We start from the raw sequence: 25,672 nt of genomic DNA on the forward strand, positions 1-25,672 counted from the left end.
GACCCGTGCCCGCCGGCCCTCGTGCAGCGGCCCGGGCTCAGACGCCGGGCAGCCCCACGGGGCAGGAGACGCCGGTCGAGTGGATCGGGCAGTAGCCGTTCGGCACCTTGTACAGGTACTGCTGGTGGTAGTCCTCGGCGTAGTAGAACTCGCCGAGCGGCCGGATCTCGGTGGTGATCTCCCCGTAGCCGGCCGCGGTGAGCCGCTCCTGGAAGGCGTCCCTGCTGGCCGCGGCCGCGGCCTCCTGCTCGGGGCCCTGCGTGTAGACCGCCGACCGGTACTGCGTGCCGATGTCGTTGCCCTGGCGCATGCCCTGGGTCGGGTCGTGGTCCTCCCAGAAGACCTTGAGCAGCTGCTCGTACGAGGTGACCGCCGGGTCGAACACCACGAGCACGACCTCGGTGTGACCGGTGCGCGCCGAGCAGACCTCCTCGTAGGTCGGGTTCGGGGTGTACCCGCCGGCGTAACCGACCGCGGTGGAGTACACCCCTGGCGTCTCCCAGAACACCTTCTCCACGCCCCAGAAGCAGCCCGCGCCGAAGACGGCGGTCTGCATGCCCTCGGGAAAGGGCGGCTGGATGCGGTTGCCGTTGACCGCGTGCACCTCGGGCACGTGCGGCAGCGGGTCGGGGCGGCCCGGCAGGGCGTCCTCCGCCGCCACCGGCTGGGTCCTGGACCGGGAGAACAACATGCCCCGAGCCTAGGCGCGCCGCGCGACCGGACGGCGAGGTCGGCGCACGGCGGGGGACGACGGCGGCGCGGCCGGGACCGCCGGGGCAGGATCGGCCCGGAGCACGCCCCCACACCCCCCCGACGCGAGGAGACGACCGTGCCCGTGACCGCCCGCGAGTGGCACCTGGCCGCCCGGCCCCACGGCGAGCCGGCCCCCGAGGACTTCCGGCTGGTCGAGGTCGAGCACCCCGACCCCACCGAGGGCCAGGTGCTGGTGCGCATGCTGGCGATGTCGGTGGACCCCTACATGCGGGGGCGGATGCGGCTGGGCCCCTCCTACGCCGCGCCGTGGGAGGTCGGCGAGGTCATGCAGGGCGGGGCCGTCGGCCGGGTGGTCGCCTCCCGCTCCCCCGCCGTCCCCGAGGGCGCGCTGGTGCTCACCGACGCCGCCTGGCGCGACCTCGCCGTCCTGGACGCCGGCGCCGTCCGGCGGCTGCCCGAGAGCGACCTGCCGGTCACCTACTCGCTGGGCATCCTCGGCATGCCCGGGCTGACCGCGTACGCGGGGCTGTTCCGGGTGGCCGCCTTCCGCGAGGGGGACGCCGTCCTCGTCTCGGGCGCCGCCGGGGCCGTGGGCAGCGCGGCCGGCCAGTTCGCCCGGCTGCGCGGCGCCTCGGCGGTGGTCGGGAGCGCGGGCAGCCCGGAGAAGGTGGCCTGGCTGCGCGAGATCGGGTTCACCGCGGCCTTCGACTACCACGACGGCCGGGTGCGCGACCTGCTGGCGCAGGCGGCCCCCGACGGCATCGACGTCTACTTCGACAACGTGGGCGGCGAGCACCTCGAGGCGGCCATGGCTGCGCTGCGGGTGCACGGGCGGGCGGCGCTGTGCGGTTCGATCTCCGGCTACAACGCCACCGAGCCGGTGCCCGGCCCCCGCGGCTTCAGCGCGCTCATGGTCAGCAAGCGGCTGGCGCTGACCGGCTTCCTCGTCGGCGACCACACCGACCTGCGCCCGGAGTTCACCGAGACCGTGTCGGGGTGGATCCGCTCCGGCGACCTCGTCGTCCGGGAGACGGTGCGCGAGGGCCTGGAGGACGCCGTCCCGGCCTTCCTCGACCTCCTGCGCGGCGGCAACACCGGCAAGATGGTGGTGCGGCTGGCCCCCGACCCCGGTTCGGCCTGACCCCCACCGGGCAGGATCGGGCGCATGTGGCTCTTCCTGACCCGCCGGCTGCGCACCTGGCTGCTGCTCACCGTCCTCGTCCCCCTGGCCACGGGCACGGTCCGCCGCGTCGCCGACGCCCTCCAGCGCCGCACCGGGTCGACGCCGGCCACCCGGGCCCTGCACCGCGCCTCCGACCTCGGGGACCGGGCCCGCGACACGCTGCGCGGCGGCCGCCGCCGGCGGCGGTGACCCGGGGCGGGACGCCCCCGGGGACGACGCCGGCCGGCTCCCCGGCCCTGGAGCACGCGCCCGCCCGGGGGACGACGCGGGCGGTGGCCGTGTTCTGCCACGGGGGGACGGTCGCCAGCGTCGAGCCGCCGCGGGAGCGCGCGCTGTCCCTGGTGCGGATGCGGGCGGTGGAGCAGTACGTCCGCGCGGCCGGTGCGGACGCCGGGCTGGACACCTACCTGGTGCGGTACCGGGTGGCCGGCTGGAACGGCCCGGCCGCCGACGCGCACGCCGACGTCCGGTGGACCCTCGAGCGGCTGCGCGAGCGGCACGGCGCGGAGGTCCCGGTGGTGCTGGTCGGTCACTCCATGGGCGGGCGCGCGGTGCTGCGGGCCGGCGGCGACCCGTCGGTGCGCGCGGTCTGCGCGCTCGCGCCGTGGACGCCGCCGGGCGAGCCGGTCGGGCACCTGCGGGGGCGCACGGTGGCGGTGCTGCACGGCCGCGGCGACCGCTGGGTGCCCGCGGACCTCTCGGCGCGCTTCGCCGCCCGTGCCGCCGGGGCCGGGGCGCGGATCGCCCGCTTCACGATCGCCGGCGGGCACAGCATGGTGCGCCGGGCGCCGGTGTGGCACGCGTTCGTGCGGGACGTCGTCCTCGCCGGCACGGGGCTGGCCCCCGAGCGGCCCGACCTGCGCGCCGCCCTGGACGCCGCCCACCTCGACGCCCGGCTGTAGCGGGACGGCCGCCGGGGGACGGCGATGTGCGGGAGGAGGGCCCGCGGGGGTAGGCGGCGGTGGTGGAGGAGCTGCTCGCCGAGGTCGTCGGCATCCTGGTCGTCGTCGTGGAGGCCTGCGGGGCCGCCGTCATCGCCGTCGGCGCGGTGTGGGCCTTCGCCCGGTTCGTCTGGGTCGGCCTGACCCGCCGGACCTCGGCGGCGTTCGTCCCCGTGCGGCTGACCCTGGGCCGGTTCCTGGCGCTGGGGCTGGAGTTCCAGCTGGCCAGCGACATCCTCACCACGGCCGTGGCACCGACCTTCGAGGAGATCGCCAAGCTCGCCGCGATCGCCACCATCCGCACCGCGCTCAACTACTTCCTCGGGCGGGAGATCGAGGAGGAGCGCCGCCAGGTCGCCGAGCAGGAGGGCGACCGGCACACCGACCCGGCGCAACGGCGGACCGGGCGCACCGCGTGAGCACCCTCGAGCAGGTCACCGGCGCGATCGCCGGAGCGGTGGTCGTGGCGGCGCTCGTGGCCGGGGCGCTCGCCCTCGCCGTCACCCGTCGCCCGCTGACGGCCCTCGGGGTGCTGCTGGACCTGCTCGTCGCCGCGGGCCTGCTGCGGCTGGCCGGCGACCCGGACTGGCGCGCCGTGCTCGGGGCCGCCGTCGTCGTCACGGTGCGGCAGGTGGCCGGCGCCGGGCTGCGGACCGCGCAGCGGGCCCGGTCGGGCGGTCCGCGGCGCGGGCGCCGGCCCCCCGGGCGGCGGCGTCCCCGGGCGTGGGCACCGGAGCTGCACCGCCTGCTCCGCCCGGCCTGGCGCGCCTGATCGGAGTGGATCCTGGAAGGACCCCCTGCTCCCCACCACTCGCACGCTCGCGGCGGGCCCCTGCAGGGGGCCACGCCGGCAGATCCACCCCGCTCGTCAGCCGAACAGGGCGCTGTAGCCGTTGAGCGCCGGCTGGCCGCCGAGGTGGGCGTAGAGCACGGTGGACGACGGGTCGATCTCCCGCCGGCCGACCAGGTCGATGGTCGCCGCCATCGACTTCCCCTCGTAGACCGGGTCGGTGACCATGCCCTCGGTGCGCGCGGCGGTCTCCATCGCGCGGATCGTCGTCGCGTCGGGGATGCCGTACGTGCCCGCGTGCCAGCGCTCGTCGAGCTCCACGTCGGCCTCGGTGAGCTCCCGCCGCACGCCGATCGCCGCCGCCGTCCGCCGCGCGATGCGCAGCACCTGCTCGCGGGTCTCGGCGGGCCTGGCCGACGCGTCGATGCCGAGCACCCGCCGCGGCCGGCCGCCGGCCTCCTCGAGCTGGGCGAAACCGGCGACCATGCCCGCCTGCGTCGAGCCGGTGACCGAGCAGACGACCACGGTGTCGAAGAAGACCCCGAGCTCGGCCTCCTGCGCGGCCACCTCGTGCGCCCACCCCGCGAAGCCGTGCCCGCCGAGCGGGTGGTCGCTCGCCCCGGCCGGGATGGCGTAGGGCTTGCCGCCGCGCGCCTCGATCTCGGCGAGGGCGGCCTCCCAGCTCTCCTTGAACCCGATGCCGAACCCGGCCTTGACCAGCCGCACGTCGGCGCCGGCCAGCCGGCTGAGCAGGATGTTGCCGACCTTGTCGTAGACCGCGTCGGGCCAGTCCACCCAGCTCTCCTGCACCAGGACGCACCGCAGCCCCACCCGGGCGGCGACCGCGGCCACCTGCCGGGTGTGGTTGCTCTGCACGCCCCCGATCGACACCAGCGTGTCGCAGCCCTGCGCCAGGGCGTCGGCGACGAGGTACTCCAGCTTGCGGGTCTTGTTGCCGCCGTAGGCGATGCCGGAGTTGCAGTCCTCCCGCTTGGCCCAGACGGCGGCGCCGCCGAGGTGCTCGGTCAGCCGGTCCAGCCGGTGCACCGGCGAGGGGCCGAACAGCAGCGGGTAGCGCGGGAAGTCGTCAAGACCCATGGGTGTCCTCCAGCTCGGACAGCAGCGCCGTCCAGATCTCGGTGGTGGTGGCGACGGCGGCGTCGGCATCGGCGGCCGCGCAGGCGGCGCTCAGGCGGTCGTGCAGGACGACGGACCCCCGGCCGCGCGCCGCGCCGGAGCGGGCGCGCTCGAGCCGGCGGATCGCGGGGGTGAGGCGGGCCACGGTGGCGGTCAGCTGCTGAGGCCAGGAGGCGGGTCCGCGGCCAGGCGGCCCCAGATCAGCTCGTCGTGCTTGCGGCCGTCGCCGTACCGGTAGGAGGCGCGCAGCCGGCCCTCCAGGGTGAAGCCCGCCTTCGCGGCCACCCGCCCCGAGGCCGGGTTGTCGACGGCGTGGCACAGCTCGACCCGCTCGATCGACAGGCCGGCGAAGGCCCACCGGCAGGCGGCGTCGACCGCGCACGGGGCCACGCCGCGGCCGCGGGCGGCCGGGACGGTCCAGTAGCCGACCTGGGCGTTGGCCTGCTGCCGGTCGACCGAGTGCAGCGACACCGAGCCGAGCAGGACCCCGGTGCCGGCGTCGGCGACCGCCCACGACGCGTGGTCGCCGGCGCTCCAGTCGGCCCGCCGGCGGACGAAGTCCACGGCGTCGTCCCGGGTGGTCGCCGGCACGCCGTTCCACAGCTGCAGCACGGGGTCGCGCAGGGCGGTGAGGACGGCGTCGGCGTCCTCCACCCGCCACCGCCGCAGCCGGACGCGGCCCGCGTCCACCTCCACCGGCTCCACGGCGGACATCCTCCCCCCGGTGCCGGGTACGGCAGCGGGGTGGACGGCGACACCGTGACCGTCCGGGTGCCCGAGGAGCTGGCCTTCCTGCTCCCGCCGCGGGACCGCCCGGCCCGGGCGCGCCGGCTGCGCGCCGACCCCGACGCCACGCTCGGCCACCTGGTGCGGGCGGCCGGCGTGCCCCCGACCGAGGTGGGCGGCCTGCGGCTCGACGGCCGGCCGGCGGGCCGCAGCGCCCGCGCCGCCCCGGGAGGGGTGGTCGACGTGCTGGCCGTCGCCCGGCCGGAGCCGGCCGCGCCCGGCGGCTTCCTGCTCGACGTCGGGCTCGGCGCGCTCGCCCGCCGGCTGCGCCTGCTGGGCCTGGACGCCGCGTGGTCGAACGACGCCGGGGACGCCGAGCTCGCCGCCCGGGCCCGCGACGAGCAGCGCACCCTGCTCACCCAGGACCGCGGCCTGCTCATGCGCCGCGGGGTGCGCGGGGCGCTGGTCCGCGGCGCCCGGCCCGACGACCAGCTCGCCGACGTCCTCGACCGGTTCGCCCCGGCGCTGGCGCCGCTGACCCGCTGCACCGCCTGCGGCGCGCACCTCACGCCGGTGGCGAAGGCCGAGGTCGCCGACCGGCTGCCGGCCGGCACGCGGCGCACGTACGACGACTTCTCCCGCTGCACCGCCTGCGGGCGGGTCTACTGGCGGGGCGCGCACGCGGCGCGGATCGACCGGCTGGTCCGGCGCGCACGGCGACCGGACCGGTGACCGGCGGCACCGGGATCGCGGCGGGCGGACGTGGTCTACGCTGGTCGGCACAACCGAACACACAGCAGGGGAGCGCCTCGGCGCTGAGAGTGCGGATCACCGCAGACCCTCGAACCTGATCCGGGTCATGCCGGCGCAGGGAGCCTGGAGGAAAGCCATGGCCCGGGAGGCCGTCCGTCCGTCGTCCGCCACCGACCGCCCGCCGGCCGGGTACCGCTGGCGCACCGTCGACATCGTCGTCACCGCCGTCCTCGGCGTCGCCTTCGGCATCGTCTTTTGGGCGTGGAACCTGGTCTTCGGCGTGCTGTCCGCGCCGCTGGAGTTCTTCCCCCCGCTGCAGGCGGTCCTCAACGGCGTCTACCTCATGCCCGGCGTGGTGGCCGGGCTGCTGGTGCGCAAGCCCGGCGCGGCGACCTTCGCCTCGACGCTGGCCGCCACGGTCAGCATCCTGCTCGGCTCCCCGTACGGCGGGATCATCGTCGTCTACGGGCTGGTGCAGGGCCTGGGCGCCGAGCTGGGCTTCCTGCTCACCGGGTACCGCCGCTTCGGCCTGCCGACCGCGCTGCTCGCGGCGGTCACCGCGGGGCTGTCCACGTCGCTGCTGGACCTGAACCTGTACTACCCGGTGTCGGCCGAGTACCCGTTCTGGGCGTTCAGCCTGCCCTACATCCTCTTCACGGTGCTCTCCAGCGCGCTCCTCGCCGGCGTGGTCGGCCTCCTGCTGGTCCGCGCCCTGGCCCGGACGGGCGCGCTGAGCTCGTTCGCGTCGGGCCGCCGCCGCGTCTGAGCACGGGCGCGGGCGGCAGCAGGGCGTGACCAGCACCGGCCGGCTCCCGGCGCGGGCGGCCCCCGCCGCCGGGCCGGTGGCCGTCGCCGCGCGGGGCCTGGGCATCCGCCACCCCTCGCGGCGCGCGTGGGCGCTGACCGGGGTCGACCTCGCGATCGAGCCCGGCGAGCGGGTGCTGCTCACCGGGCCGTCCGGCGCGGGCAAGTCGACGCTGCTGGCCGCGCTGGCCGGCATCCTCGACGCCGAGGGCACCGAGGTCGCCGGCGAGCTGACCGTGGGCGGGCGCCCGCCGCGGGCGGCCCGGGACCGGCTGGGCCTGCTGGCCCAGGACCCCGACAGCCAGCTGGTCATGACCCGGGCCGGGGACGACGTCGCCTTCGGCCTGGAGAACGCCGGCCTGCCCCCCGGGCTGATCTGGCCGCGGGTGGACGAGGCCCTCGCCGCGGTCGGCTTCCCGCACGGCCGGGAACGGCCCACCTCGGCGCTCTCCGGCGGGGAGAAGCAGCGGCTGGTGCTCGCCGGGGCACTGGCCCGCCGGCCCGGGCTGCTGCTGCTCGACGAGCCCACCGCCCAGCTCGACCCCGAGGGCGCGGCCCTGGTCCGGGAGGCGGTGGCCCGCTCGACCGCCGGGCGGGAGGCCACCGTGGTCGTCGTCGACCACGACGCCGCCCCGTGGCTGCCGCTGGTCGACCGGGTCGTCGAGGTGGTCGCGGGCGGAGGGGTCGTGGAGCACGGCCCGGGGTGGCGGCCGGTGCCGCGCAGCGCCGGCCTGGCCCTCCCCCCGGCGCCGGACGGACCGGTCCTGCTCACCGCCGCGCGCGCGGGCTACACCTACCGCGGCGCGCACCGCCCGGCCCTGCCGCCCACCGACGCCACCGTGCGCGGCGGGCGGGCGCTGGCGGTGACCGGTCGCAACGGCGCCGGCAAGTCCACCCTCGCGCTGCTGCTCGCCGGCCTGCGCCGCCCCACGACGGGCCGGGTGGAGGCCGCCGCGGAGCTCGCGGCCGGGGTGCGCGGGGACCGGCGCGAGCCCGGCCGCTGGCGGGCCGGGGAGCTGGTCAGCCGCATCGGCACGGTGTTCCAGCACCCCGAGCAGCAGTTCCTCACCGGCCGGCTGTGCGACGAGCTGGCCCTGGGCCCCCTGCGCTCCGGCGAGGGCGCCTCGGCCGCCCGCGCCACCGCCGGGCAGCTGCTCGAGCGGCTCGGGCTCACCGCGTACGCCGAGGCCAACCCGTACACGCTGTCCGGGGGGCAGCAGCGCCGGCTGTCGGTGGCCACCGCCCTGGCCACCTCTCCCCGGGTGCTGGTGCTCGACGAGCCGACGTTCGGGCAGGACGCCGCGACCTGGCGGGAGCTGGTGGCCCTGCTCGCCGAGCAGCGCGCCCGCGGCTGCGCCGTCGTCGCGGTCACCCACGACGCCGACCTGGTCTCCGTGCTGGCCGACGACCGGCTGGAGCTGGGGTGACGGCGTCCTTCGCGCTCGGGCCGGTCGCCGACGTCCCGCTGTCGCGCATCAACCCGGTCGCCCAGCTCGCGGCGCTGGCGGTGGTCACCGTCGTCCTGCTGAGCAGCCTGGACGTCGTCACGCCCGCGGTCGTCGTGGCCGCCGAGCTGTGCCTGCTGCCCGCCGCCGGGCTGTCCCGCCCGGTCGACCTGCTGCGGCGGACCTGGCCGGTGCTCGTCGGGGCCGGGTCGGTGGGCCTGGTCAACGTGCTGCTGTCGGCGGAGGCCGGCCCGCTCACCGGCATCGGGCTGGCCCTGCGGGTGGTCGGGCTGGCGCTGCCGGGGGTGCTGCTGGTCGCCTCGACCGACCCGGTCCGGCTGGCCGACGCGCTGACCGTGCACTGGCGGGTCTCCACGCGGTTCGCCTACGGGGCGCTGGCCGCGCTGCGGCTGGCCCCGCTGCTGGTGGCCGAGTTCGAGGCCGCCCGGCTGGCCCGGCGCACCCGGGGGGTGGAGGCCCGGGGCCCGCTCGCCCGCGCCCGGCTGCTGGGCGGGGTCGGCTTCACGCTGCTCGTCGGGGCGGTGCGCCGGGGGTCGCGGCTGGCGACCGCGATGGACGCCCGGGGCTTCGACTCCGGGGTGCCGCGCACCAACGCCCGCGGGTCGACGCTGCACCGGCGGGACGCGGTGTTCGTCGCGGCGACGGTGGCCGTGTGCGCCGCGGCCCTGACGCTCAGCATCGGCCTCGGCACCTGGGACCCGGTCTTCGTGGGCGGCTGACCGGCCGTCGGCGCGCCCGGGCGGCGCGGTGCTGACCCCCGACGGGCCCCCGTCGGGGGGTGCAGGTGCACTCACCGACGGAGGACCCGTGACCGGAACTGCCGGCACGGGCGGTGCGGCCCTGTGTCACGGTCCCGTGACGAGCGGGTCGGATCCGGCTCCACGACGGCCGGATCGGCGCTAGGGTCCGTCGGTGGCGGACCACCCAGCGACCCCGGTGGGCGCCGTCTGCCGGCGCAGCCTGTGACATCGGACCCACGAGGTTTGGACCAGCTGCTCCGGGGCCATCCGGAGGTGTTCGCCCCGGGCCGCAGCCGGGGTCACCGCCCGCCCGAGCGCGGGCTGCTGCGTGTGGAGGGGATCGCGGCGTGACGAGGGAGACGGCTGGCCGGGCCTGGCCGCGCGCGACCCCTCCGCCGTCGCGCGACGGGCTCGTCTGGGACCTCTCCGACGTCGCCCAGCTCCCCCGGGTCCGGGCCGATCTGCGCCGGCACCTGCCCGCGGACGGCGTCGACCTCCGCGACCGCCTGGTCCTCGCCCTCGACGAGATGGCCTCCAACGCCCTCCGGCACGGCGGCGGCGGTGTCCGGGCCGCGGTGCGCTCGACCGGCGTGGCCTGGCTGCTCGTCGTCTCCGACCGGGCGGCGGGCACCCCGCCGGCGCCGGCCGTGGGGCGCGATCCCAGCGAGGGGGGCCTCGGGCTCTACCTGATCGCCGAGCTCGCCACCGAGCACGGCTGGTTCGTCGAGGGCGACGCCAAGCACGTGTGGGCGGTCCTGCCCGGCTGATCCCCCTGCAGCCACGGGGTGCCGTGCCACTGGGGTTCCGTGCCGCCCGGGTGCGGACGCGACCGACGGGCGGGTGCCCCCCGGTCCGGGGAGGGCACCCGCCCGTCGGCGGGACGGCGGGGGGAAGACCGCCGGTCCCGGCGGGGGGAAGACCGCCGAGAGGCTGTGGGCCCCGGGCCGCTGCCGGCGTCCTCCCCGCACCGCGCCGGTCCGGCGGACCCGGCCCCGGGTGCGTCCCCTCCGCGATCGACTCCCGGGGCCGCCGAGCGGCGCACCCGATCCGTCGTCCCCGGCCAGGTCGCGCCGGTCGGGACCCGGGGGCGGCGGGTACCGGCGTCGGACCTGTGGTCCGCGCCCCGGCGGGTCCCGGTGCCGCCCGACGCTCCCCGCGGCCGGCCGGCTGCGCCTCCCAGGAGGGTCCGCGCGCTGCGTCGGGCGCAGTCGGCGGGGGGCGGGGCGAGCACGGTGGTGCGGGACGTTCGGGGCGGCCGGGGTTCCCGGCAGGGGGACGGCCTGGGGGTGGGACGGGTCGGTCGGGAGGAGCGGGGGACGCACCCCGGGGGCGGCGGTCGCGGTCCCCGGGCGAGGGGGACCGGCGTCCGGCGGTCCGGCAGGCGGTGCGGGAGGACGGCGTCCGGCAGCGGGCGGCCGTGGGCGTCGGGGGGTCAGCGCGCGGGCGACCCGCGGGCGGGCGGTGGTCGCGGGTCACCCCGGGACCGGGCCACGGCCCGAGCGTGCGCTCCCCGGGCGGGGGTGCCCCGGACCGCCGCGGGGGTGGCCCGGCGGCGGGGGGCGGCGACCCGGGGACGTCCGGCCGACCGGCCCGGGACCGCGGTCGCCGGTGCGGGGGTGGGCCGCGCCGCCGGCTGCTGCCGGGCGAGCGGGGCGACCACCGGGACGCGCGGGCGGGCGGGCGGGGCGGCCGGGTGGACCCGGGCCGGGCGGTGCGCCGCGGCCGGCCGGCGCGCCACGGGCGGGGTGGTGGGGGTGCTCGGCAGCTCGGTGAGGAGCACCGGGCCGTCGGTGCGCGGCGCGGCCGGGGCGGGCCGGCCCCAGGCGAGGTGCGCGCCGGACGGGCCGGCGCCCCAGAGCGCCAGCCGCCGGGTGACCGCGCGGAGGCGGGCGCCCGCACCGGGCCGGAGCGCCGGCGGGGTGGACGGGCGCGCGGCCTGCGCACCCGGGTGCGCGAGCGGGACGGCCGACCCGGGGACCGGCGGGGCGGCGCGACCCCGAGCGAGGTGCGCGCCGGACGGGCCGGCGCCCCAGAGGGCCAGGCGGCGGAGCAGCCCGGGGCGGGCGGGCGCGGCCGCCGTCGCCGGCGGCCTGCCGGCCGGGCCGGGCGTCGCGGCCCGGGCCGGTGGGGCCGGGCGGGGCCGCGGCACGGGAACCGGGCGGACGGCGGTCGGGCGGACGGCGGTCGCCCGCGGTGGACCGGATCGGCGTCGCTCCGGCGCGGCGTCGACCCGGTCCAGCACGTCGAGCAGGCCACCCAGGGTCAGGTCCGCCGCACCCCGGCCCCGGGGGTGCCCGGCGACCCGGTCGACCCGGCGCGCGTCGATCGGCACGGCGTCCTCCTGCAGTGGTCCGCCGCGGCTGGGGAAGGTGCCGCGGACAGGGAGAACGGTAGGGACGACCCCCCTCGCGGACGGCGCTCCGGGACACCTCCTGGAGGGCGCGTGACCGAACCGTTGCGGCGGTGCCCCGGACCGGCCGGCCACCCCCTCCCCGCGGCACTGCCTTGTCGACAAGCCGTGCCGTCCCGAGCGTGGAACGCGCTGGTCGGCGGGCCGGTCACCCCGGGCGCGCCGCGGCGCACCCGCGTGTCGCGGCGACCGCGCGGCAGCGGGCTGCTCAGCGCAGCCGGGCCGCCACCGCCCGGGCCAGCCGGCCGGCCGCCTCCGGCGCGGTGGTGAGGAACAGGCTGGGCTCGGTCAGCTCGACCTCGAGCACCTGCGGCGCGCCGTCCGGGCCCGGGACGAGGTCCACGCGCGCGTAGAGCGGCGCCGGGCCGGTGCGGGCCAGCCAGGCGAGGACGGCGTCCCCCACGGCGCGCTGCGCGGGCCGGGCCGTGCGGGCGGTGATCCGCTCCTCGGCGTACAGGCCGGGGCCGAGCGGGTCGCCGGCCAGCAGCGCGGCCTTCCCGAAGGCGTGGCTGAAGGCCCCGTCGACGTGGACCAGGCCGGTCTCCCCCTCGTCGTCCAGCCGGCCCAGGTAGGGCTGGACCATCACCGCCCGCCCGGAGGCGAGCACCGCGACCCCGTGGGCCCGCGCCGCCGCGGCCTCGCCGGGGCGGAAGCGGGCGGTGTCCCGGGCGCCGGCCGAGACCGCCGGCTTGACCACGACGTCGGGCCAGGCCGCGAGGCACGCGTCGAGGTCGGCCTCGTCCCCGGCCCAGGCGGTGGGCACCACCGGGACGCCGGCGTCGGCCAGCTCGACCAGGTAGCGCTTGTCGGTGTTCCAGGCCAGGACCTCGGCCGGGTTGAGCAGCCGGGTCACCGCCTCGACCCGCCGCGCCCAGGCGAGGAACTCCGCCCGCCGGGGCGCGTAGTCCCAGGTGGACCGGACCACGACCGCGTCGGCGGCGGCCCAGTCGACGCCCGGGTCGGCCCAGTCGGCCGCGGCGGCGGAGACGCCCTCGGCGGCGAGCGCGGCGCGCAGCAGCGGCTCGTCGTCGTCGCGGCCCAGGGCCTCGGCGCAGCTGGCGAGCAGGACGGTCGGCATGACCGCAGATCCTGCCCGGCGCGGCACTGCCAGGATGACCCGGTGGCCGACCGCACCCCCCTCGTGATCGACACCGACCCCGGCATCGACGACGCCCTCGCCATCCTGCTGGCCCTGGCCAGCCCGGAGGTGGACCTGCGCCTGGTCACGACCGTGCACGGCAACGTGGACCTGGCGCAGACCACGGAGAACGCGCTGCGGGTGCTGCACCTGGCCGGCCGGTCCGACGTGCCGGTGGCGGCCGGCGCCCGCGACTCGCTGGTCCACCCGCAGCCGGAGCGGGCCGGGCACGTGCACGGGGCGAGCGGGCTGGGCGGGGTGGAGCTGCCGCCGTCCCCGGTGCCGGCCGACCCGCGCCCGGCGGTGCTCGCCCTGGCCGAGGTGCTGACCGCCTCCCCCGTGCCGGTGACCGTGGCCGCGATCGGGCCGTGGACCAACATCGCGCTGCTGCTGGCCGCCCACCCCGAGGCCGCGCCCCGGATCGGCCGGCTGGTGCTCATGGGCGGGTCGGCCGGCCGCGGCGGCAACGTCACCGCGGCCGCGGAGTTCAACGCGTGGTCCGACCCGGAGGCGGCGCACGCGGTGCTGACCTCGACGGTGCCCACGACGCTGGTGGGCCTCGACGTCACCCTGCCCACGGTGCTCGACGAGGACGGTGTCGCCCGGATCGCCGCGGCGGGGCGGGTCGGGCGCACCGCCGCGGCGATCCTGCGGCAGTACCTCGACCACGCCCGCTCGGCCCACGGGACGACCGGGGTGGTGGTGCACGACGCGCTCGCGCTGACCGAGGCCGTCGTCCCGGGCACGCTGGGGACCGTCCGGCGCGACGTCGTCGTCGACACCACCCCCGGACCCGGCCGGGGTCAGACGATCGTCGACCGCCGCGCCGTCTCCGGAGCCCCGACGGCCGTCGACGTGGCCGAGACCGTGGACAGCCCGGCCGCGGTCGAGTTCCTCGTCGCGCGGCTGGAGGCGCTGGCCCGGGCGGTCGGCTGAGCGGGCACGGCGCTGCTCATCGCGGCCCGGCCGGGTCCTGCCCGCCGCGCGGCGCCGTCGTGGGCGGGGTCGTCGTGGGCGGGGTCGTCGTGGGCGGGGTCGTCGTGGGCGGTGTGGTCGTGGAGGCCACCACACCGGCGGCGACGTCGCGCAGCTTGCGGTTGGCGCGCTGCGAGGCCGCCCGCAGGATGTCGAAGGCCTGGTCGGCGTCGACCCGCCGCTGCGCCATCAGCACGCCCTTGGCCTGCTCGATCACCGCCCGCGACTCCATCGCCAGGCGCATGTTCCGGGCCTCCTCGCCGACCCGGTGGTGGGCGTCGACGTTGGCCACCGCCACGGCGATCGCCTCGGCCACCTCCTCGCCCCTCGTGGCCGCCTCCGGGCGGGAGAAGGCCCCCGGGGTGGTGGAGTAGACGTTGAGCGCGCCGATCAGGTCCCCCTGGTAGGGCAGCGGCACCGACAGCGAGGCCCGCACCCCGACCTCCAGCACGCGGGCGGTGTAGTCGGGCCAGCGCTGCTCGGTGCGCATGTCCCCGACGATCAGCACCAGCCCGCCGCGGGCGGCGTCCATGCACGGGCCGTAGCCGCGCTCGTACTGCATCTCGTCGGCCGCCAGCGCCATGGGAGCGGAGTAGGCGGCCGTGAAGGCGCGCTCGCCGCGGATGAGGGTGATGGACGTGGCCTCCGCGCCGGGGATCCCCCGGGCGGCGATCGCGGTGATCTCGGAGAGCACGTCGTCGAGGGCGCGGTCACCGAGGGTCACCCGGCTGAGGTCTCGCCACAGGTCCTGCACGGCGTCAGTCTGCACCGGGGGCGCCCGGCGCCGGACCCACCCGCTGCGGCTCGACGGCCTTTCGGTCAGGATGGGGCGGCCGGACGGGTGCGAGGAGGATGCGATGGGGGCCGAGACGTGGCCGCGCACGCCCGTCCCGTCGGTCCGCGGGGACGTGTGGCACTGGGCGCTGGAGACCATGTCCACGGTCTCCCGCGTGCGGGCCGACCTCCGCGCCCGGGTGGCGCACCCCTCGGTCTGCTCCTCCTCGACCGAGGACGCCCGTGACGGGCTCCTGCTGGTGTTCGAGGAGCTGGCCTCCAACGCCCTGCGGCACGGGGGCGGGGCCGTGCGCGCCCTGGTGGTCGCCGGCGACGACGGCTGGCTGCTCGACCTCAGCGACGAGGCGCCCGACCGGCCGCCGGTCCCCGCCGTCGACCGCGACCCGGCGCTGGGCGGCATGGGGCTGCACCTGGTGGCCCAGCTCTCCCTCGACTACGGCTGGGAGAGCCGGCCGGGCCGCAAGCACGTGTGGGCCCGCCTGCCCAACGGCCGGGCCCCGATCGAGGTCGGGCAGGACCGGGTGCCCGAGCCCCGCGCCCCCGAGGTGCCGCGCCGCCCCGAGTGAGAAAGGACCTGCCTGCCCCCCACCGCTCGCACGCTCGCGGCGGGACCCTGCAAGCAGGCCGCGTCCTCCCCACCCCTCGCAGGCTCGGGGCGGGACCCGGGACGGGGCCGCAGCGAGCCCTTGGACGGGGCCGGCCCTGCTCGCGGCGGGACCCTGCAGGCAGGCCGCGTCCTCCCCACCCCTCGCAGGCTCGGGGCGGGACCCCGGACGGGGCCGCGGCGGGTGGGTGCTCAGCGGGCCGCGCGGGCCACGGCGGCGCAGAAGCGGGCGTGGTCGGCCCGCACCTCCCCCAGCGGCCCGAGCACCTCCTCCTGCGCGACGACGTCCACCGCGCCGCGCAGCCGCAGCTCCGCCCGCCGCGCCCTCCGGCGGGCGCGCAGCCCGACCAGCGGCCGGGCCAGCAGCGCCAGCAGCGCCCCGGCCAGCAGCCCCCCGACGAGCAGCAGGGTCGGCACCGGCAACCCCTCCACCCGGGGGACGGGGACGACGTCGTCCAGCTGCAGGAACCCCAGCAGCACGAGGGCGAGCAGCCACAGCGCCCCGGCGAGGGCCACCAGCGCCAGCAGCCACTGCAGCCCGCCCACCGCGCGCTGCCACAGCGGGGTGGTCCGCGGGCCGAGGTCGGTGCCGGCGACGGCGGCGTCGAGCCGGTCGGGCAACCGGTCCCCGGCGTCCTCGGCCGTCCGCCGCAGCTCGTCGCGCCAGGACTCGGGCAGCCCCTCCCCGGCCGAGTCCCGCGCCCCGCGCAGGGCCCGCTCGACCGCCGCCCGCTGCACCGTCCCGGCCGCGGGCAGCGAGCTGCGCGCGCCCTCCCGCCCCAGGTGCAGCCGGTCCAGGGGGTCCGGGCGCAGCCGCCGGGTCCAGCGCACCACCGGCCAGCCCGTGGCCGCGGTCCCGTCCCGGCGCACCGCCCTCGCCACCGCCGACACCACGGCCGGCACCCCCGCCGCGTCGCCGAGGGCGGCGGTCAGCCGCGCCCGGTCGTCGGGTCCCACCGCCGGGCCGCTCCCGGCCGGGCCGCAGTGCCCGGCCAGCTCCGCCGCGGAGGCGCGGACGTCGGCGGCCAGCCGGTCGGTGGCCGCGCGGCGCGCGGAGACGCGGCGGGCCAGCTCGCCCCGCAGCTCTCCCAGCCCGGCACCGGTGCGGGCCGACACCGCCAGCAGCGGCGTCGCCGCCAGCCCCTCGCGGTCGAGCAGCGCCCGCAGGTCGGCCAGGCAGGCGCGGACCGCGACCGCGTCGAGCCGGTCGACCTGGTTGAGGACGACGAGCAGCACCCCGGCGTGCCCGGCGAGGGGCACCAGGTACCGCTCGTGCACCGCCGCGTCGGCGTACTTCTCCGGGTCGAGCACCCAGACCAGCACGTCCACGAGCTGCACGAGCCGGTCGACCTCCAGCCGGTGCTCCAGCCGCACGCTGTCGTGGTCGGGGAGGTCGAGCAGCACCAGCCCGTCGAGCGCGGGCTCGGGGGCGTGCCGGTGCCGGCGGGGCACCTCCAGCCAGTCCAGCAGCCGGTCGCTGGAGTCGTCGGCCCCCCAGACCGTGGCGTGCGCGGTCCCCGTGGTCGGCCGGCGCACCCCGGGCGCGCTCACCTCCGCCCCGGACAGCGCGTTGAAGAGGGTGGACTTCCCGCTGCCGGTGGCACCGGCCAGCGCGACGACGGTGGCGCCGCCGAGCGCCTCGCGGGCCCCGGCCTTGGCCAGCACCGCGCGGGAGCGGCCGACCGCGTCGGCCTCCAGCCGCCCGTCGGCGACCTCGACGGCCTCGCGGAGGGCGGCCAGCCGGTCGGCGAGCGGGGCGCCGCGCCCCTGCCGGCGGCTCACGCGGCGGCCAGCGCGGCGGCGGCCGCGCGCAGCCGGTCGGCGTCGTCCGGGCCCGGCGCGACGGCGGCCACCAGCTCGTCGAAGCGTCCGCGCTCGGTGGTGAGCAGGGCGTCGGCGCGGTCCTGCAGGTCCTCCCGGGCCCGGGTGGCCAGCGACCGGACGGCGGCGTCCCCGAGCACCGCCTCCAGCAGGCGCTGGCCCACCGCCGTCGTCCCGCCGGCCACCGCGACCTCCCCGCCGGTCAGCCCGCCGGTCTGCGCGAACACCGCCACCATGACGACCGCGCCGGCGCCGTTGACCCCCCAGGAGAGGAAGCGGGCGCGGCTGCGCTTGCCGGCCCCCTCGTCCCGCACCAGGTCCAGCACCGCCCCCTGCCAGTCGCGCACCTGGACGCCGGCGGCCTCGGGGAAGTCCGGTGAGACGCGGTCGAGGCCCGGCCCGCCGGCGGCCAGCAGGCCCGGCCCCCCGGGCAGCGCCCGCCACGCGGTGACGGTGCGCTCGGCGGCCCGGTCGGCCTCGGCGCGCAGCAGGGTCTCCACCCCGGACTCCAGCGCCTCGGCGAGGTCGTCGGCGGGGGTGGGCCGGCCGGTGAGGGCGGCGGTCACCCGGTCGCGGAACCGGCCGACCGCCCCCTGCAGGGAGCGCATCCACTCCCCGGTCCCCACGAACTCCTGCCAGCGGGCCAGCACCTCCCCGCGGAGCAGGGTGCCGCTGCGCACGCCCTCGTCCACGCCGTCGCAGGCGGCGGCGTACGCGGCGGCCGCGGCCTCGTCGAGGGTCGCCGCGGCGGCGGCCTGCTCGTCCACGGCGTCGGCCAGGCCGGCGGCGCGGCGGCCCAGGCTGGCCAGGGCCCCGGTGAGGGTCTGCCGGATGACGGCGGTCCGCTGCTCCTGGTCCTGCGCCAGCTCCGCCAGCCACCGGCGCAGCGGCGCGACCTGGTCCTCCGGCAACCGGCCGTCGGCCAGGGGCCGCTCCTCGACGACGAACAGCCGGGCCGCGGCCAGGCCGGCCCGCTCGAGCATCCCGGCCAGGTCGGCGGCGACCTCGCCCACGGCCTCGGGCGGCACCCGGTCCAGGACGACGGCCAGCGCGGTCCCGCGCTCCTGCGCGGTGCGCAGCACGTCCCACGGGACGGCGTCGGCGTAGCGGGCGGCGGTGGTGACGAACACCCACAGGTCGGCCGCGGCCAGCAGCTGGGCGGCGAGCTCGCGGTTGGACTCCACCACCGAGTCGACGTCCGGGGCGTCGAGCAGGGCCAGGCCGGGCGGGACGTCGTCCCGCGCGACCACCTGCAGCGTGCCGGGCCCGCCGGCGCCGCCGGTGACCCGGGCCAGGCCGGGCAGCACCCGGTCGCCGGAGAAGGCGGGGGCGTCGGCGGTGGAGCAGACCAGCACGGGCGCGCGGGTGGTGGGCCGGAGCACCCCGGCGGCGCTGACCGGGGCGCCGACGAGGCTGTTGACGAGGGTCGACTTCCCGGCGCCGGTCGACCCGCCGACGACGGTCAGCAGCGGCGCGCCGAGGTCACGCAGCCGCGGGAGCAGGTAGTCGTCGACCTGGTCGACGACGCCCCGGGCCGTCGCGACGGCGGCCTCGCGCCCGGGGGTGGCCAGGCCCAGGGGTGCGGCGGCCACGGTGTCCCGGAGGTCCTCCAGGGCCGCGGGCAGGGTCGCGGGCGGGATCACGACGCGAGCACTGCCCCGGACGCCGTCCGGTTACCCCTATCGAGGGGAATCAGGACGGTGTGTGACGGAACGCTCCTGCGTGTCGCTCGCGCGGGCGCGCCCGCAGGTCTACCTTCCGGCGCTGACGCACGGCCCACGGCAGGGCCGCGGAGCACTGCACGGAGGCCCGACATGACAGCGGGGACACCCGGTATCGACTTCCCCGAGACCCGGGAGCCGGTGGACGTCCAGGCGAGCAGCCGCGGGGACGCGCTCACCAGCTTCGTCGAGACCAGCGGCGACGGCGAGGTGCTGGTCACCGTGGCCGTCGACCGCTCCGGCCGGCGGGTCCGGCTGGAGGTCGGGGAGGACGTCCAGTTGGTCTGGAAGGGCCCCGAGGGGCTGCGCGCCCGGCCCGCGCAGCTGCTCGAGGTGCTCATGGGCGACGAGCCGAAGTGGCGGCTCGAGCCGACCGGCCCGGCCGGGCGCGGGCAGCGCCGCAACGCCGTCCGGGCCCCGATGTCCCTGCCGGTGGAGATGGCCGTCGAGGGCGTCCGGCTCACCGGCGAGACCGTGGACGTGAGCGAGGCCGGGCTCCGGTGCCTGTTCACGCCGGCGGCCGGTGGGGACGCGGTGCACCCCGAGGTCGGCGCGGTCGTGGACGTCGTCCTGACGCTGTCCATGAAGGAGTCGATCCGCTCCAAGGCGGAGGTGGTCCGCCCGCACCAGCGCACGGACGAGCGGGTCGAGCTCTCGCTGCGCTTCATCGGCCTCCCGGAGCCCGACGGCGACCTCATCCGGGTCGAGGTCTTCGGCCAGCTGCGCCAGCTCCGCGCCCGCGGCGTGCTCTGAGCCGTCGTCCGGCCCCGGGACCCGGCCTCAGGCCCGGCGGTGGGAGGGCCGCGGCCCCCGCGAGCGTGCCCGCCGCACCCGGCGCCGCACCCGCTGCCAGCGGTTGGGGGTGTGCTCGGCGTCGAGCAGCTCGCTCTCGGCCAGCGCGCCGTCCAGCGGGCCGAGGTCCGGCGGGGTGAAGGGCACCAGCGAGCGGCCGGTGCCGGTGCGCAGGGCCTCCACCGCGCCCAGCAGCGAGCCGCCCTGCGCGACGACCTCCTCGGCGACGCGCGCCGGGGGCACCCCCAGGTGCTCGCCGAGCAGCCGGTCGCGCAGGCCGGTGATGGTCGCGGCCAGCTCCTCCCGGCGGGGGTCCCCCGGCGCGGCCTCGACGGAGACGTCGCACTCGGTGTCCAGCCCCATGGACCGGTTGTTGACGTTGGCCGAGCCGATCCGCAGCAGCCGGTCGTCGACGACCATCACCTTGGCGTGCACGTAGATCGGCTGCCGCCCCTCGGTGACCGGGACGTAGAGCCGGAAGCGGCCGTGCACGTCGGCCTCGGCCAGCATGCCCAGCAGCTTGGCGCGGGCGGTGCCCATCGCCTTTTCCTCCAGCCACCCGTCGGCGCTCTCGGGGTTGACGACGACGAACTCCGGGCCGTCCTCCTCGGCCAGCCGGTCGGCGATGGCCTCGGCGATCCGCCGGGCGGCGAAGTACTGGCTCTCGATGTACACGGTGCGGCGGGCGCCAGCGATGGCCGAGAGCCACAGCAGCTCGATCTCGTGCACGAGCTCCTGGTCGCGGTACTCCGGGCGGGTGCGGGAGACGGCGACGTCCACGTCGGTGAACAGCGGCTCGACCTCGGGGGGCCAGCAGGGCTCGACGTCGACCACCGGCTCGTAGCGCTGCCCGGTCCCGCTCTCCCAGCGGTCGCGGGCCAGGTCGCCGATGACGCGGGCGGCGGCGCCGGAGACGAGGCTGGTGACGTCGTGCCAGGGGCCGGTCGGCCGCTTGGAGCGAGGGCGGCGGCGCAGCGGGTGGCGGTCGAGGTGGTCGGAGGTGTCCCAGCGGTCGGCGGTGACGTCGATGCCGCCGGCGAAGGCCAGGCAGTCGTCGATGACCACGATCTTCTGGTGGTGCGCCCCGCCGATCGGGTGGTGGGTGTCGACGGTCAGGAGCAGCCGGTCGGGGGTGCGCCGGTTGAGGAACACGATGGGGGCCAGGCCCCGGGCCATGGCCCCGACCATGCCGAGGTCCCACTGGAGGACGCCGATCTCCAGCTCGGGGTTGGCGGCGACGGCGTCCTGCAGCACCCGGCCGAGCTTGTCCCGGCCCCGGCGGCCGCGCCCACCGCGGCCCTGCGGGTCCATGTGGATGCGCGGGTCGAAGTCCCAGCCGATGAACAGCACCCGCTTCTCGGCGCGCAGCACCGCGCCCATGAGCGTGGCGAAGTAGTCGGCGGCGTCGACGAAGACCGCGTGCTGGTCGGCCCGGGCGAGGCGCCAGCAGGTCTCGCCCTCGACGAGGAGCCGGTCGGTGGTGACGGGGCCGTCCGGATCGGTCGGGACGCCGCTGCCCTCCCGCACCGGCCTCACCCGTTCCGGCGCACGTAGGAGCTGACGAAGTCGCGCAGCCCCCGCGTGGGCCGCAGCCAGGCGCCGTCGGGGGGAAGCGCGTCGAGCCGGACGCGGTCCAGCGGCTCCACGAAGGCCCCCGGGACGTCCTCGATGTCGATGAACTCGAGCAGCTCCGAGCCGATGGCGTAGCCGGCGACCTCGCTGAAGGCGACGACGACCACCTGGGTGCCGGCGCGGGCCAGCTCCTCCAGGGGCTCGGCGAAGTTCCGGCCGTCACCGGAGAACACGACCAGCCGGCGGAGGCGGTGGCTGTGCCCGCGGACCTCGATGTGGTCGAGCATGTCCTGGTCGATGTCGTCGTCGGGCTGGGTCTTGGGACGGGCGAAGACGGCGAAGCCGAAGCTGCGCAGGGCCTCGACCCAGCGCTGCAGCGAGCCCACGACGGGCGGGATGTTGGCGAAGACGCAGGCCTCCACCTCGGGCGCGTCGACCGCGGCGGGGTCACCGGCGCCCTCGACGAACCAGGCCGCGATCGCGTCGAAGCGCGGGCGGGAGGCGGCGGTGGGGCGGGCGCCGATCACCGTCGACAGGGTCATGTCGATGTTGGGCGCGTCCCAGATGAGCAGGTCGAGCGCGGGGCGGGCTCGACCCTCGACGGCGTCGGGCTCGGTCGCTACGGCTGCGGCGGTCACGGGGGCAGTGTGCCGGGTCGGTGGCGCAACGGGGGATGCCGGCGCCGGAGGACCACCCGGGGAGGTGGCCCGGCGCACCGCGCGGCGGCGCAGCCGGGGACCGCTCACCCGGCCCGGGTCCGCAGCGCCAGCGCGCAGGAGTCGCCGCCGGCCTCGCGGACGCGGGAGGCCCAGCGGGGCACCTCCTCGGCCGGCATCGGGCGGGCGAGGAGGTAGCCCTGGGCCAGGTCGCACCCGGCCGCGCGCACCATCTCCAGGTGCTCCGCGGTCTCCACGCCCTCCGCCACGGAGCGGATGCCCAGCGTGCGGGCCAGCGAGACGATGGCCGCCAGCACGGGGCCGGTGCCGTCCGCGGCCAGCCGGGCGGCGGCGGTGAGCAGCGAGCGGTCGATCTTCAGGGTGGCGATGGGCAGGGCGAGCAGCTGGGCCAGCGAGGACCAGCCGGTGCCGAAGTCGTCGATGGCGACGCGCACCCCGGAGCTGCGCAGCACGGCGAGCTGGTCCTCGGCGCGGGTGGGGTCCTCGGCGACGCTGGTCTCGGTCAGCTCCAGCACGAGGTCCTCGGGCGGCAGCCCGGAGTCGCGCAGCGCCACCCGCACGTCGTGCACGAGCGTCTCGGCGGAGAAGTGCCGGGCGCTGATGTTGACCGACATGCGCAGCGGGAGGCCCTCGGTGGCCCAGGCCGCCGCCTGCCGGGTGGTCTCGCCCAGCAGCCACCGGGTGATCGGGATGAGCTGGCCGGTCTCCTCGGCCACCCCGAGGAACGAGTCGGGGGCGAGCAGGCCGCGTTCGGGGTGCTGCCACCGCAGCAACGCCTCGACGCCCTCGATGGCGCCGGTGTCCACGCGGACCAGCGGCTGGTAGTGGACGACGAACTGGTCGACCGCGCCGTCCCGCAGCCGGTTGGCCACGTCCAGCCGCCAGCGCGCCGCCTCCCGCAGGCCGGGCGAGAACAGGTGGACGCGGTCGCGGCCGGAGGCCTTGGCGGCGTAGGCAGCCGCGTCGGCGTCGCTGAGCAGCTGGTGGGCCTGGTGCACGCCCGGGGTCGCCGCGGCCACGCCGATGCTGGCCGAGAGCGGGACCGGCAGCCCGGCGGCGACGAACGGCCGGGAGAAGGACTGCTGGAGCTGGACGGCGAGGGCGGCCGCCTCGGCGGTGTCGCAGTCCCGGGCCAGCACGAGGAACTGGTCGGCCCCCAGCCGGCCGACGGTGTCCCCCGGGCGGACCTCCTCGACCAGCCGGTTGCCGACCTGGCGCAGCAGCTCGTCGCCCACCTCGTGGCCGAGGGAGTCGTTGACGGTCTTGAAGCCGTCGAGGTCGAGGAAGAGCAGCGCCGGGCGGTTGTGCCGGTCGGCCAGCGCGGCGCCGATCACGTGCAGCAGGCGGGCGCGGTTGGGCAGCCCGGTGAGGTCGTCGTGGCTGGCCCGCCAGGCCAGCGTCTCCTGCACCAGCACCTGGGCGGTGATGTCGGTGTGGGTGATGACCACCTGGCCGACCCCCTCGACCCGGGAGGCCTGCAGCCGGAACCAGCCGGGCTCGGCTCGGGTCTGGTGCGCGTAGTCGTGGGTGAAGACGGGCGCGCCGGCGACGGTCCCGGCCAGCAGCCCGCGCACGCCCTCGGCGACCACCCGCCGGTCGTCGGTGTCCATGCCCTGGGTCATGACCGTGAGGTAGTCGTCGCCGATCCGGCCCGGCCGCAGCCCCGAGCGCTGCACCACCTCGCTGGCCAGCTTCCACCGGCGGTTGACCAGCACGATCCGGCCGTCGGCGTCCACGAGGACCGTCGCCGAGGGCAGGGCGTCGAGGACCGCGGCCATGTGCTGCAGCCGCGCCTCCTGGCGGTCGCTGCGCCGGCGCGCCGCGGTGACGTCGCGGAAGACCACGACCAGGCCGTGGTCCTCGGCCGAGGCGCGGACCTCGAACCAACGGCCGTCCGGGGTGTGGTACTCGACGACCGCCGGCCGGCGGTGCACCGCGACCGCGTGCAGCTCCCGCTGCAGCACGGTGCCCTGCAGGTGGGGGAAGACGTCCAGGGCCGGCCGGCCGACGATCCGCTCGGCCGGACGGCCCACGACCGTGACGACGGTCGAGTTCACGTAGGTGATGTGCCAGCCGCGGTCGAGGTGGACCACGGCGTCGGGGACCGTCGCGAGCGGGTCGACCGGGACGGTCGTGGCGCCCTCGACGGATGTGTGCACGCTGCCGCTACCTCGTTCCCCCTGCGGTGGCGCCGATCCCCTCCCGGAACACCCGCCACGGCCACTGGGGCGACGGCGCGGGCGCTCGGCGCTACACCGAGGGTAACGGTCCGGATGCGGACTAGGCAGCCCGGATGGCGGACCGTTCCACGAGCGCGCGCACCGGCGCCCCGGCGGGCAGGGTGCCCGCGACGGCGCCCCAGCCGTCCCCGCCCAGGCGGGAGGCGCAGAAGGTGTCGGCGACCTCGGCCGGCGCGTGGCGGACGAGCAGCGAGCCCTGCAGGCAGAGGGTGAGCAGACCCGCGATCCGGCGGGCGCGGGCCTCCCGCCCGTCGGCGTCGGCGAGCTCGGCGGCCAGCCGGGCGGCGGCGGCGTCCAGCCGGGGATCGGCCCCGCGGGCGGCCTCCACCTCGGCGCGGACGGCGGCCAGCGCGGCCTCGGAGCGCCCGAGCGCGCGGAGCACGTCCAGGGCGATGACGTTGCCGGAGCCCTCCCAGATGGAGTTGAGCGGCGCCTGGCGGTAGAGCCGGGGCAGCCCGGACTCCTCGACGTAGCCGTTGCCGCCCAGCACCTCCAGGGTCTCGGCGACCGCGGCCGGGGTGCGCTTGCAGACCCAGAACTTGGCGGCGGCACCGGCCAGGCGCAGCAGGTCGGCCTCCCCGGCGTCCACCGCCGCCGCCAGCCGGACGGCGAGCGCGGTGGCCGCCTCGCTCTCGACGGCGAGGTCGGCGAGCACGTGCTGCATGAGCGGCTGCTCGGCCAGGGCGGCGCCGAAGGCCCGCCGGTGCTCCGCGTGGTGGACGGCCTGGGTGAGCGCTGCCCGCAGCGTGGCCGCCGAGCCGAGGACGCAGTCGATGCGGGTCAGGTTGACCATCTCGATGATCGTCGGGACGCCGCGGCCGGGCGGGCCGACCGGCCAGGCCACCGTGCCGTCGAACTCGACCTCGCTGGAGGCGTTGGAGCGGTCGCCGAGCTTGTCCTTGAGCCGCTGCAGCCGGAACGCGTTGCGCGAGCCGTCGGGCAGCACCCGGGGGACGAGGAAGCAGGACAGGCCCTCCTCCAGCTGGGCGAGCACCAGGAAGAGGTCGCTCATGGGGGCGCTGGTGAACCACTTGTGCCCGGTGAGCAGGGACGTCCCGTCGGCCCGGGGGACGGCGCGGGTGGTGTTGGCCCGGACGTCGGAGCCGCCCTGCTTCTCGGTCATGCCCATGCCGGCGACCAGGCCGCGCTTGCCGGTGGGCTCGGCCAGGCCGAACTGGTACTCGCGGCTGGTCAGCCCCGGCCCGTACCACCCGGCGAGCTCGCGGTTGGCGCGCAGCGCGGGGACGGCGGCGTAGGTCATCGTCACCGGGCAGCCGTGCCCCTGCTCGACCTGGGTCCAGCCGAGGTAGCCCACCGCGCGGCGGACGTGGGCGTGCGGCTCGGGCGAGGCCCACGGCGCGCCGGCCAGGCCGTGCTCCACGGCGGTGCGCATGAGCTCGTGCCAGGCCGGGTGGAACTCCACCTCGTCGACGCGGTGGCCGTACCGGTCGTGGGTGCGCAGCCGGGGCGGGTTCTCGTTGGCCAGCCGCCCCCACTCCTGCGCCTGCTCGCTGCCGGCCAGGGCACCGAGGGCCTTGAGCGAGTCGAGGGTGGCCTGGTCGGCGTGCTGACGGCAGGCGTCGGCGAGGGCGGCGTCCCCGGCGATGGGGTCGTGCCCGACCAGCGGCGGGACCTGGTTCGTGACCTCGTGCGTGGCGCCCATCCCCGCACGT

Annotated in this window: 26 protein-coding genes and 1 riboswitch; of the genes, 13 read left to right on the plus strand and 13 right to left on the minus strand. The window is 78.0% G+C overall.

From position 1 onward, the window contains the following. Nucleotides 1-37: 37 nt before the first annotated feature. Nucleotides 38-691 (minus strand): peptide-methionine (S)-S-oxide reductase MsrA, encoded by a 654-nt coding sequence (gene msrA / locus D0Z06_RS17330; protein ID WP_117378800.1) that lies wholly within the window; start codon nucleotides 689-691, stop codon nucleotides 38-40. A 138-nt stretch (nucleotides 692-829) separates the two neighbouring features. Here msrA and D0Z06_RS17335 point away from each other — a divergent pair, with 138 nt between their 5' ends. The 5 genes from D0Z06_RS17335 (at nucleotide 830) to D0Z06_RS25895 (ending at nucleotide 3,610) form a co-directional block, all read left to right on the plus strand. Beyond that, a complete protein-coding gene (locus D0Z06_RS17335) occupies nucleotides 830-1,855 on the plus strand; it encodes an NADP-dependent oxidoreductase (protein ID WP_117378801.1) in 1,026 nt (341 codons plus the stop codon). A 24-nt stretch (nucleotides 1,856-1,879) separates the two neighbouring features. Further along, entirely contained in the window at nucleotides 1,880-2,086 is a 207-nt protein-coding gene (locus D0Z06_RS17340; RefSeq protein WP_117378802.1) for a hypothetical protein, read from the plus strand. Continuing rightward, nucleotides 2,083-2,799: an alpha/beta hydrolase gene (locus D0Z06_RS17345; RefSeq protein WP_233517765.1), complete on the plus strand. Its 717-nt coding sequence runs from the start codon at nucleotides 2,083-2,085 to the stop codon at nucleotides 2,797-2,799. Before D0Z06_RS17340 ends, D0Z06_RS17345 begins: the two co-directional genes overlap by 4 nt. Before the next feature lie 62 nt (nucleotides 2,800-2,861). Continuing rightward, nucleotides 2,862-3,257, plus strand: coding sequence for a DUF1622 domain-containing protein (locus D0Z06_RS17350; RefSeq protein ID WP_117378835.1), 396 nt, complete (start codon nucleotides 2,862-2,864; stop codon nucleotides 3,255-3,257). Beyond that, nucleotides 3,254-3,610, plus strand: a complete 357-nt coding sequence (locus D0Z06_RS25895) for a hypothetical protein (protein WP_199522381.1) — start codon at nucleotides 3,254-3,256, stop codon at nucleotides 3,608-3,610. The genes D0Z06_RS17350 and D0Z06_RS25895 overlap by 4 nt, the downstream gene beginning before the upstream one ends. Nucleotides 3,611-3,706: 96 nt before the next feature. Here the strand turns inward: D0Z06_RS25895 and D0Z06_RS17360 are convergent, their stop codons facing one another. From D0Z06_RS17360 to D0Z06_RS17370, 3 genes are read right to left on the minus strand one after another with little or no spacing between them, the layout of a single operon-like run. After that, a complete protein-coding gene (locus D0Z06_RS17360; RefSeq protein WP_117378803.1) occupies nucleotides 3,707-4,726 on the minus strand; it encodes a 1-aminocyclopropane-1-carboxylate deaminase in 1,020 nt (339 codons plus the stop codon). Further along, nucleotides 4,716-4,910 carry a hypothetical protein gene (locus tag D0Z06_RS17365; protein WP_199522382.1) on the minus strand — a complete coding sequence of 65 codons (195 nt, stop codon included), beginning with the start codon at nucleotides 4,908-4,910 and terminating at the stop codon, nucleotides 4,716-4,718. Before D0Z06_RS17365 ends, D0Z06_RS17360 begins: the two co-directional genes overlap by 11 nt. An 8-nt stretch (nucleotides 4,911-4,918) precedes the next feature. Beyond that, complete coding sequence (locus D0Z06_RS17370) at nucleotides 4,919-5,479, minus strand: GNAT family N-acetyltransferase (protein ID WP_233517766.1); 561 nt, start codon at nucleotides 5,477-5,479, stop codon at nucleotides 4,919-4,921. Between the two features lie 30 nt (nucleotides 5,480-5,509). On the opposite strand from D0Z06_RS17370, the gene D0Z06_RS17375 reads away from it, so the two are divergent. The 5 genes from D0Z06_RS17375 to D0Z06_RS17395 all read left to right on the plus strand — a co-directional run bounded on the left by D0Z06_RS17375 (nucleotide 5,510) and on the right by D0Z06_RS17395 (nucleotide 10,021). Continuing rightward, on the plus strand, nucleotides 5,510-6,223 hold the full coding sequence (locus D0Z06_RS17375; protein WP_117378805.1) for a Mut7-C RNAse domain-containing protein: 714 nt from the start codon (nucleotides 5,510-5,512) through the stop codon (nucleotides 6,221-6,223). A gap of 56 nt (nucleotides 6,224-6,279) precedes the next feature. Then, nucleotides 6,280-6,383: riboswitch (TPP riboswitch) on the plus strand. After that, nucleotides 6,381-7,010 (plus strand): ECF transporter S component, encoded by a 630-nt coding sequence (locus D0Z06_RS17380; protein WP_117378806.1) that lies wholly within the window; start codon nucleotides 6,381-6,383, stop codon nucleotides 7,008-7,010. It overlaps the preceding riboswitch by 3 nt. A 25-nt stretch (nucleotides 7,011-7,035) precedes the next feature. Beyond that, complete coding sequence (locus tag D0Z06_RS17385) at nucleotides 7,036-8,475, plus strand: ABC transporter ATP-binding protein (protein WP_233517767.1); 1,440 nt, start codon at nucleotides 7,036-7,038, stop codon at nucleotides 8,473-8,475. Beyond that, nucleotides 8,472-9,233 carry an energy-coupling factor transporter transmembrane component T family protein gene (locus tag D0Z06_RS17390; protein ID WP_117378807.1) on the plus strand — a complete coding sequence of 254 codons (762 nt, stop codon included), beginning with the start codon at nucleotides 8,472-8,474 and terminating at the stop codon, nucleotides 9,231-9,233. Before D0Z06_RS17385 ends, D0Z06_RS17390 begins: the two co-directional genes overlap by 4 nt. A 368-nt stretch (nucleotides 9,234-9,601) precedes the next feature. Next, the gene (locus D0Z06_RS17395; RefSeq protein WP_117378808.1) at nucleotides 9,602-10,021 is read left to right on the plus strand and encodes an ATP-binding protein; all 420 of its coding nucleotides are present in this window, start codon (nucleotides 9,602-9,604) and stop codon (nucleotides 10,019-10,021) included. 665 nt (nucleotides 10,022-10,686) lie between these two features. On the opposite strand, the gene D0Z06_RS17400 is transcribed toward D0Z06_RS17395, so the two are convergent. Then, entirely contained in the window at nucleotides 10,687-11,586 is a 900-nt protein-coding gene (locus D0Z06_RS17400; RefSeq protein ID WP_117378809.1) for a hypothetical protein, read from the minus strand. Between the two features lie 286 nt (nucleotides 11,587-11,872). Then, complete coding sequence (locus D0Z06_RS17405; protein ID WP_117378810.1) at nucleotides 11,873-12,742, minus strand: ATP-grasp domain-containing protein; 870 nt, start codon at nucleotides 12,740-12,742, stop codon at nucleotides 11,873-11,875. A 42-nt stretch (nucleotides 12,743-12,784) separates the two neighbouring features. Between D0Z06_RS17405 and D0Z06_RS17410 the strand changes: the two genes are divergently transcribed. Continuing rightward, the gene (locus D0Z06_RS17410) at nucleotides 12,785-13,738 is read left to right on the plus strand and encodes a nucleoside hydrolase (protein ID WP_117378811.1); all 954 of its coding nucleotides are present in this window, start codon (nucleotides 12,785-12,787) and stop codon (nucleotides 13,736-13,738) included. 16 nt (nucleotides 13,739-13,754) lie between these two features. Here D0Z06_RS17410 and D0Z06_RS17415 read toward each other — a convergent pair whose 3' ends face one another. Continuing rightward, nucleotides 13,755-14,531 carry a GAF and ANTAR domain-containing protein gene (locus tag D0Z06_RS17415; RefSeq protein WP_233517768.1) on the minus strand — a complete coding sequence of 259 codons (777 nt, stop codon included), beginning with the start codon at nucleotides 14,529-14,531 and terminating at the stop codon, nucleotides 13,755-13,757. A gap of 103 nt (nucleotides 14,532-14,634) precedes the next feature. On the opposite strand from D0Z06_RS17415, the gene D0Z06_RS17420 reads away from it, so the two are divergent. Beyond that, a complete protein-coding gene (locus tag D0Z06_RS17420; protein ID WP_117378838.1) occupies nucleotides 14,635-15,138 on the plus strand; it encodes an ATP-binding protein in 504 nt (167 codons plus the stop codon). A gap of 230 nt (nucleotides 15,139-15,368) precedes the next feature. Here D0Z06_RS17420 and D0Z06_RS17425 read toward each other — a convergent pair whose 3' ends face one another. Beyond that, a complete protein-coding gene (locus tag D0Z06_RS17425; RefSeq protein ID WP_117378812.1) occupies nucleotides 15,369-16,958 on the minus strand; it encodes a GTPase in 1,590 nt (529 codons plus the stop codon). Beyond that, nucleotides 16,955-18,640: a GTPase domain-containing protein gene (locus D0Z06_RS17430; RefSeq protein WP_117378813.1), complete on the minus strand. Its 1,686-nt coding sequence runs from the start codon at nucleotides 18,638-18,640 to the stop codon at nucleotides 16,955-16,957. Before D0Z06_RS17430 ends, D0Z06_RS17425 begins: the two co-directional genes overlap by 4 nt. Nucleotides 18,641-18,811: 171 nt before the next feature. On the opposite strand from D0Z06_RS17430, the gene D0Z06_RS17435 reads away from it, so the two are divergent. Further along, the gene (locus tag D0Z06_RS17435) at nucleotides 18,812-19,471 is read left to right on the plus strand and encodes a PilZ domain-containing protein (RefSeq protein WP_117378814.1); all 660 of its coding nucleotides are present in this window, start codon (nucleotides 18,812-18,814) and stop codon (nucleotides 19,469-19,471) included. Between the two features lie 27 nt (nucleotides 19,472-19,498). Here the strand turns inward: D0Z06_RS17435 and D0Z06_RS17440 are convergent, their stop codons facing one another. The 4 genes from D0Z06_RS17440 to D0Z06_RS17455 all read right to left on the minus strand — a co-directional run bounded on the left by D0Z06_RS17440 (nucleotide 19,499) and on the right by D0Z06_RS17455 (nucleotide 25,662). Beyond that, nucleotides 19,499-21,037, minus strand: a complete 1,539-nt coding sequence (locus D0Z06_RS17440) for a phospholipase D-like domain-containing protein (protein ID WP_199522383.1) — start codon at nucleotides 21,035-21,037, stop codon at nucleotides 19,499-19,501. A gap of 5 nt (nucleotides 21,038-21,042) precedes the next feature. Then, nucleotides 21,043-21,720: an NYN domain-containing protein gene (locus D0Z06_RS17445; RefSeq protein ID WP_233517769.1), complete on the minus strand. Its 678-nt coding sequence runs from the start codon at nucleotides 21,718-21,720 to the stop codon at nucleotides 21,043-21,045. A 104-nt stretch (nucleotides 21,721-21,824) separates the two neighbouring features. Further along, nucleotides 21,825-23,918: a putative bifunctional diguanylate cyclase/phosphodiesterase gene (locus D0Z06_RS17450; RefSeq protein ID WP_117378816.1), complete on the minus strand. Its 2,094-nt coding sequence runs from the start codon at nucleotides 23,916-23,918 to the stop codon at nucleotides 21,825-21,827. A 121-nt stretch (nucleotides 23,919-24,039) separates the two neighbouring features. After that, complete coding sequence (locus tag D0Z06_RS17455; RefSeq protein ID WP_117378817.1) at nucleotides 24,040-25,662, minus strand: acyl-CoA dehydrogenase family protein; 1,623 nt, start codon at nucleotides 25,660-25,662, stop codon at nucleotides 24,040-24,042. Between the last annotated feature and the right edge of the window lie 10 nt (nucleotides 25,663-25,672).

Origin of the sequence: Geodermatophilus marinus (genome assembly GCF_003428645.1) — a bacterium.
Classification (GTDB): Bacteria; Actinomycetota; Actinomycetes; order Mycobacteriales; family Geodermatophilaceae; genus Geodermatophilus.

Excerpts from the sequence above, each read along its gene's own strand:
- D0Z06_RS17420 (WP_117378838.1), top strand. The coding sequence starts at position 14,635 with ATGGGGGCCGAGACGTGGCCGCGCACGCCCGTCCCGTCGGTCCGCGGG.
- D0Z06_RS17455 (WP_117378817.1), bottom strand. The coding sequence starts at position 25,662 with ATGGGCGCCACGCACGAGGTCACGAACCAGGTCCCGCCGCTGGTCGGG.
- D0Z06_RS17435 (WP_117378814.1), top strand. The coding sequence starts at position 18,812 with ATGACAGCGGGGACACCCGGTATCGACTTCCCCGAGACCCGGGAGCCG.
- D0Z06_RS17360 (WP_117378803.1), bottom strand. The coding sequence starts at position 4,726 with ATGGGTCTTGACGACTTCCCGCGCTACCCGCTGCTGTTCGGCCCCTCG.
- D0Z06_RS17340 (WP_117378802.1), top strand. The coding sequence starts at position 1,880 with ATGTGGCTCTTCCTGACCCGCCGGCTGCGCACCTGGCTGCTGCTCACC.
- D0Z06_RS17370 (WP_233517766.1), bottom strand. The coding sequence starts at position 5,479 with ATGTCCGCCGTGGAGCCGGTGGAGGTGGACGCGGGCCGCGTCCGGCTG.
- msrA (WP_117378800.1), bottom strand. The coding sequence starts at position 691 with ATGTTGTTCTCCCGGTCCAGGACCCAGCCGGTGGCGGCGGAGGACGCC.
- D0Z06_RS17380 (WP_117378806.1), top strand. The coding sequence starts at position 6,381 with ATGGCCCGGGAGGCCGTCCGTCCGTCGTCCGCCACCGACCGCCCGCCG.
- D0Z06_RS17405 (WP_117378810.1), bottom strand. The coding sequence starts at position 12,742 with ATGCCGACCGTCCTGCTCGCCAGCTGCGCCGAGGCCCTGGGCCGCGAC.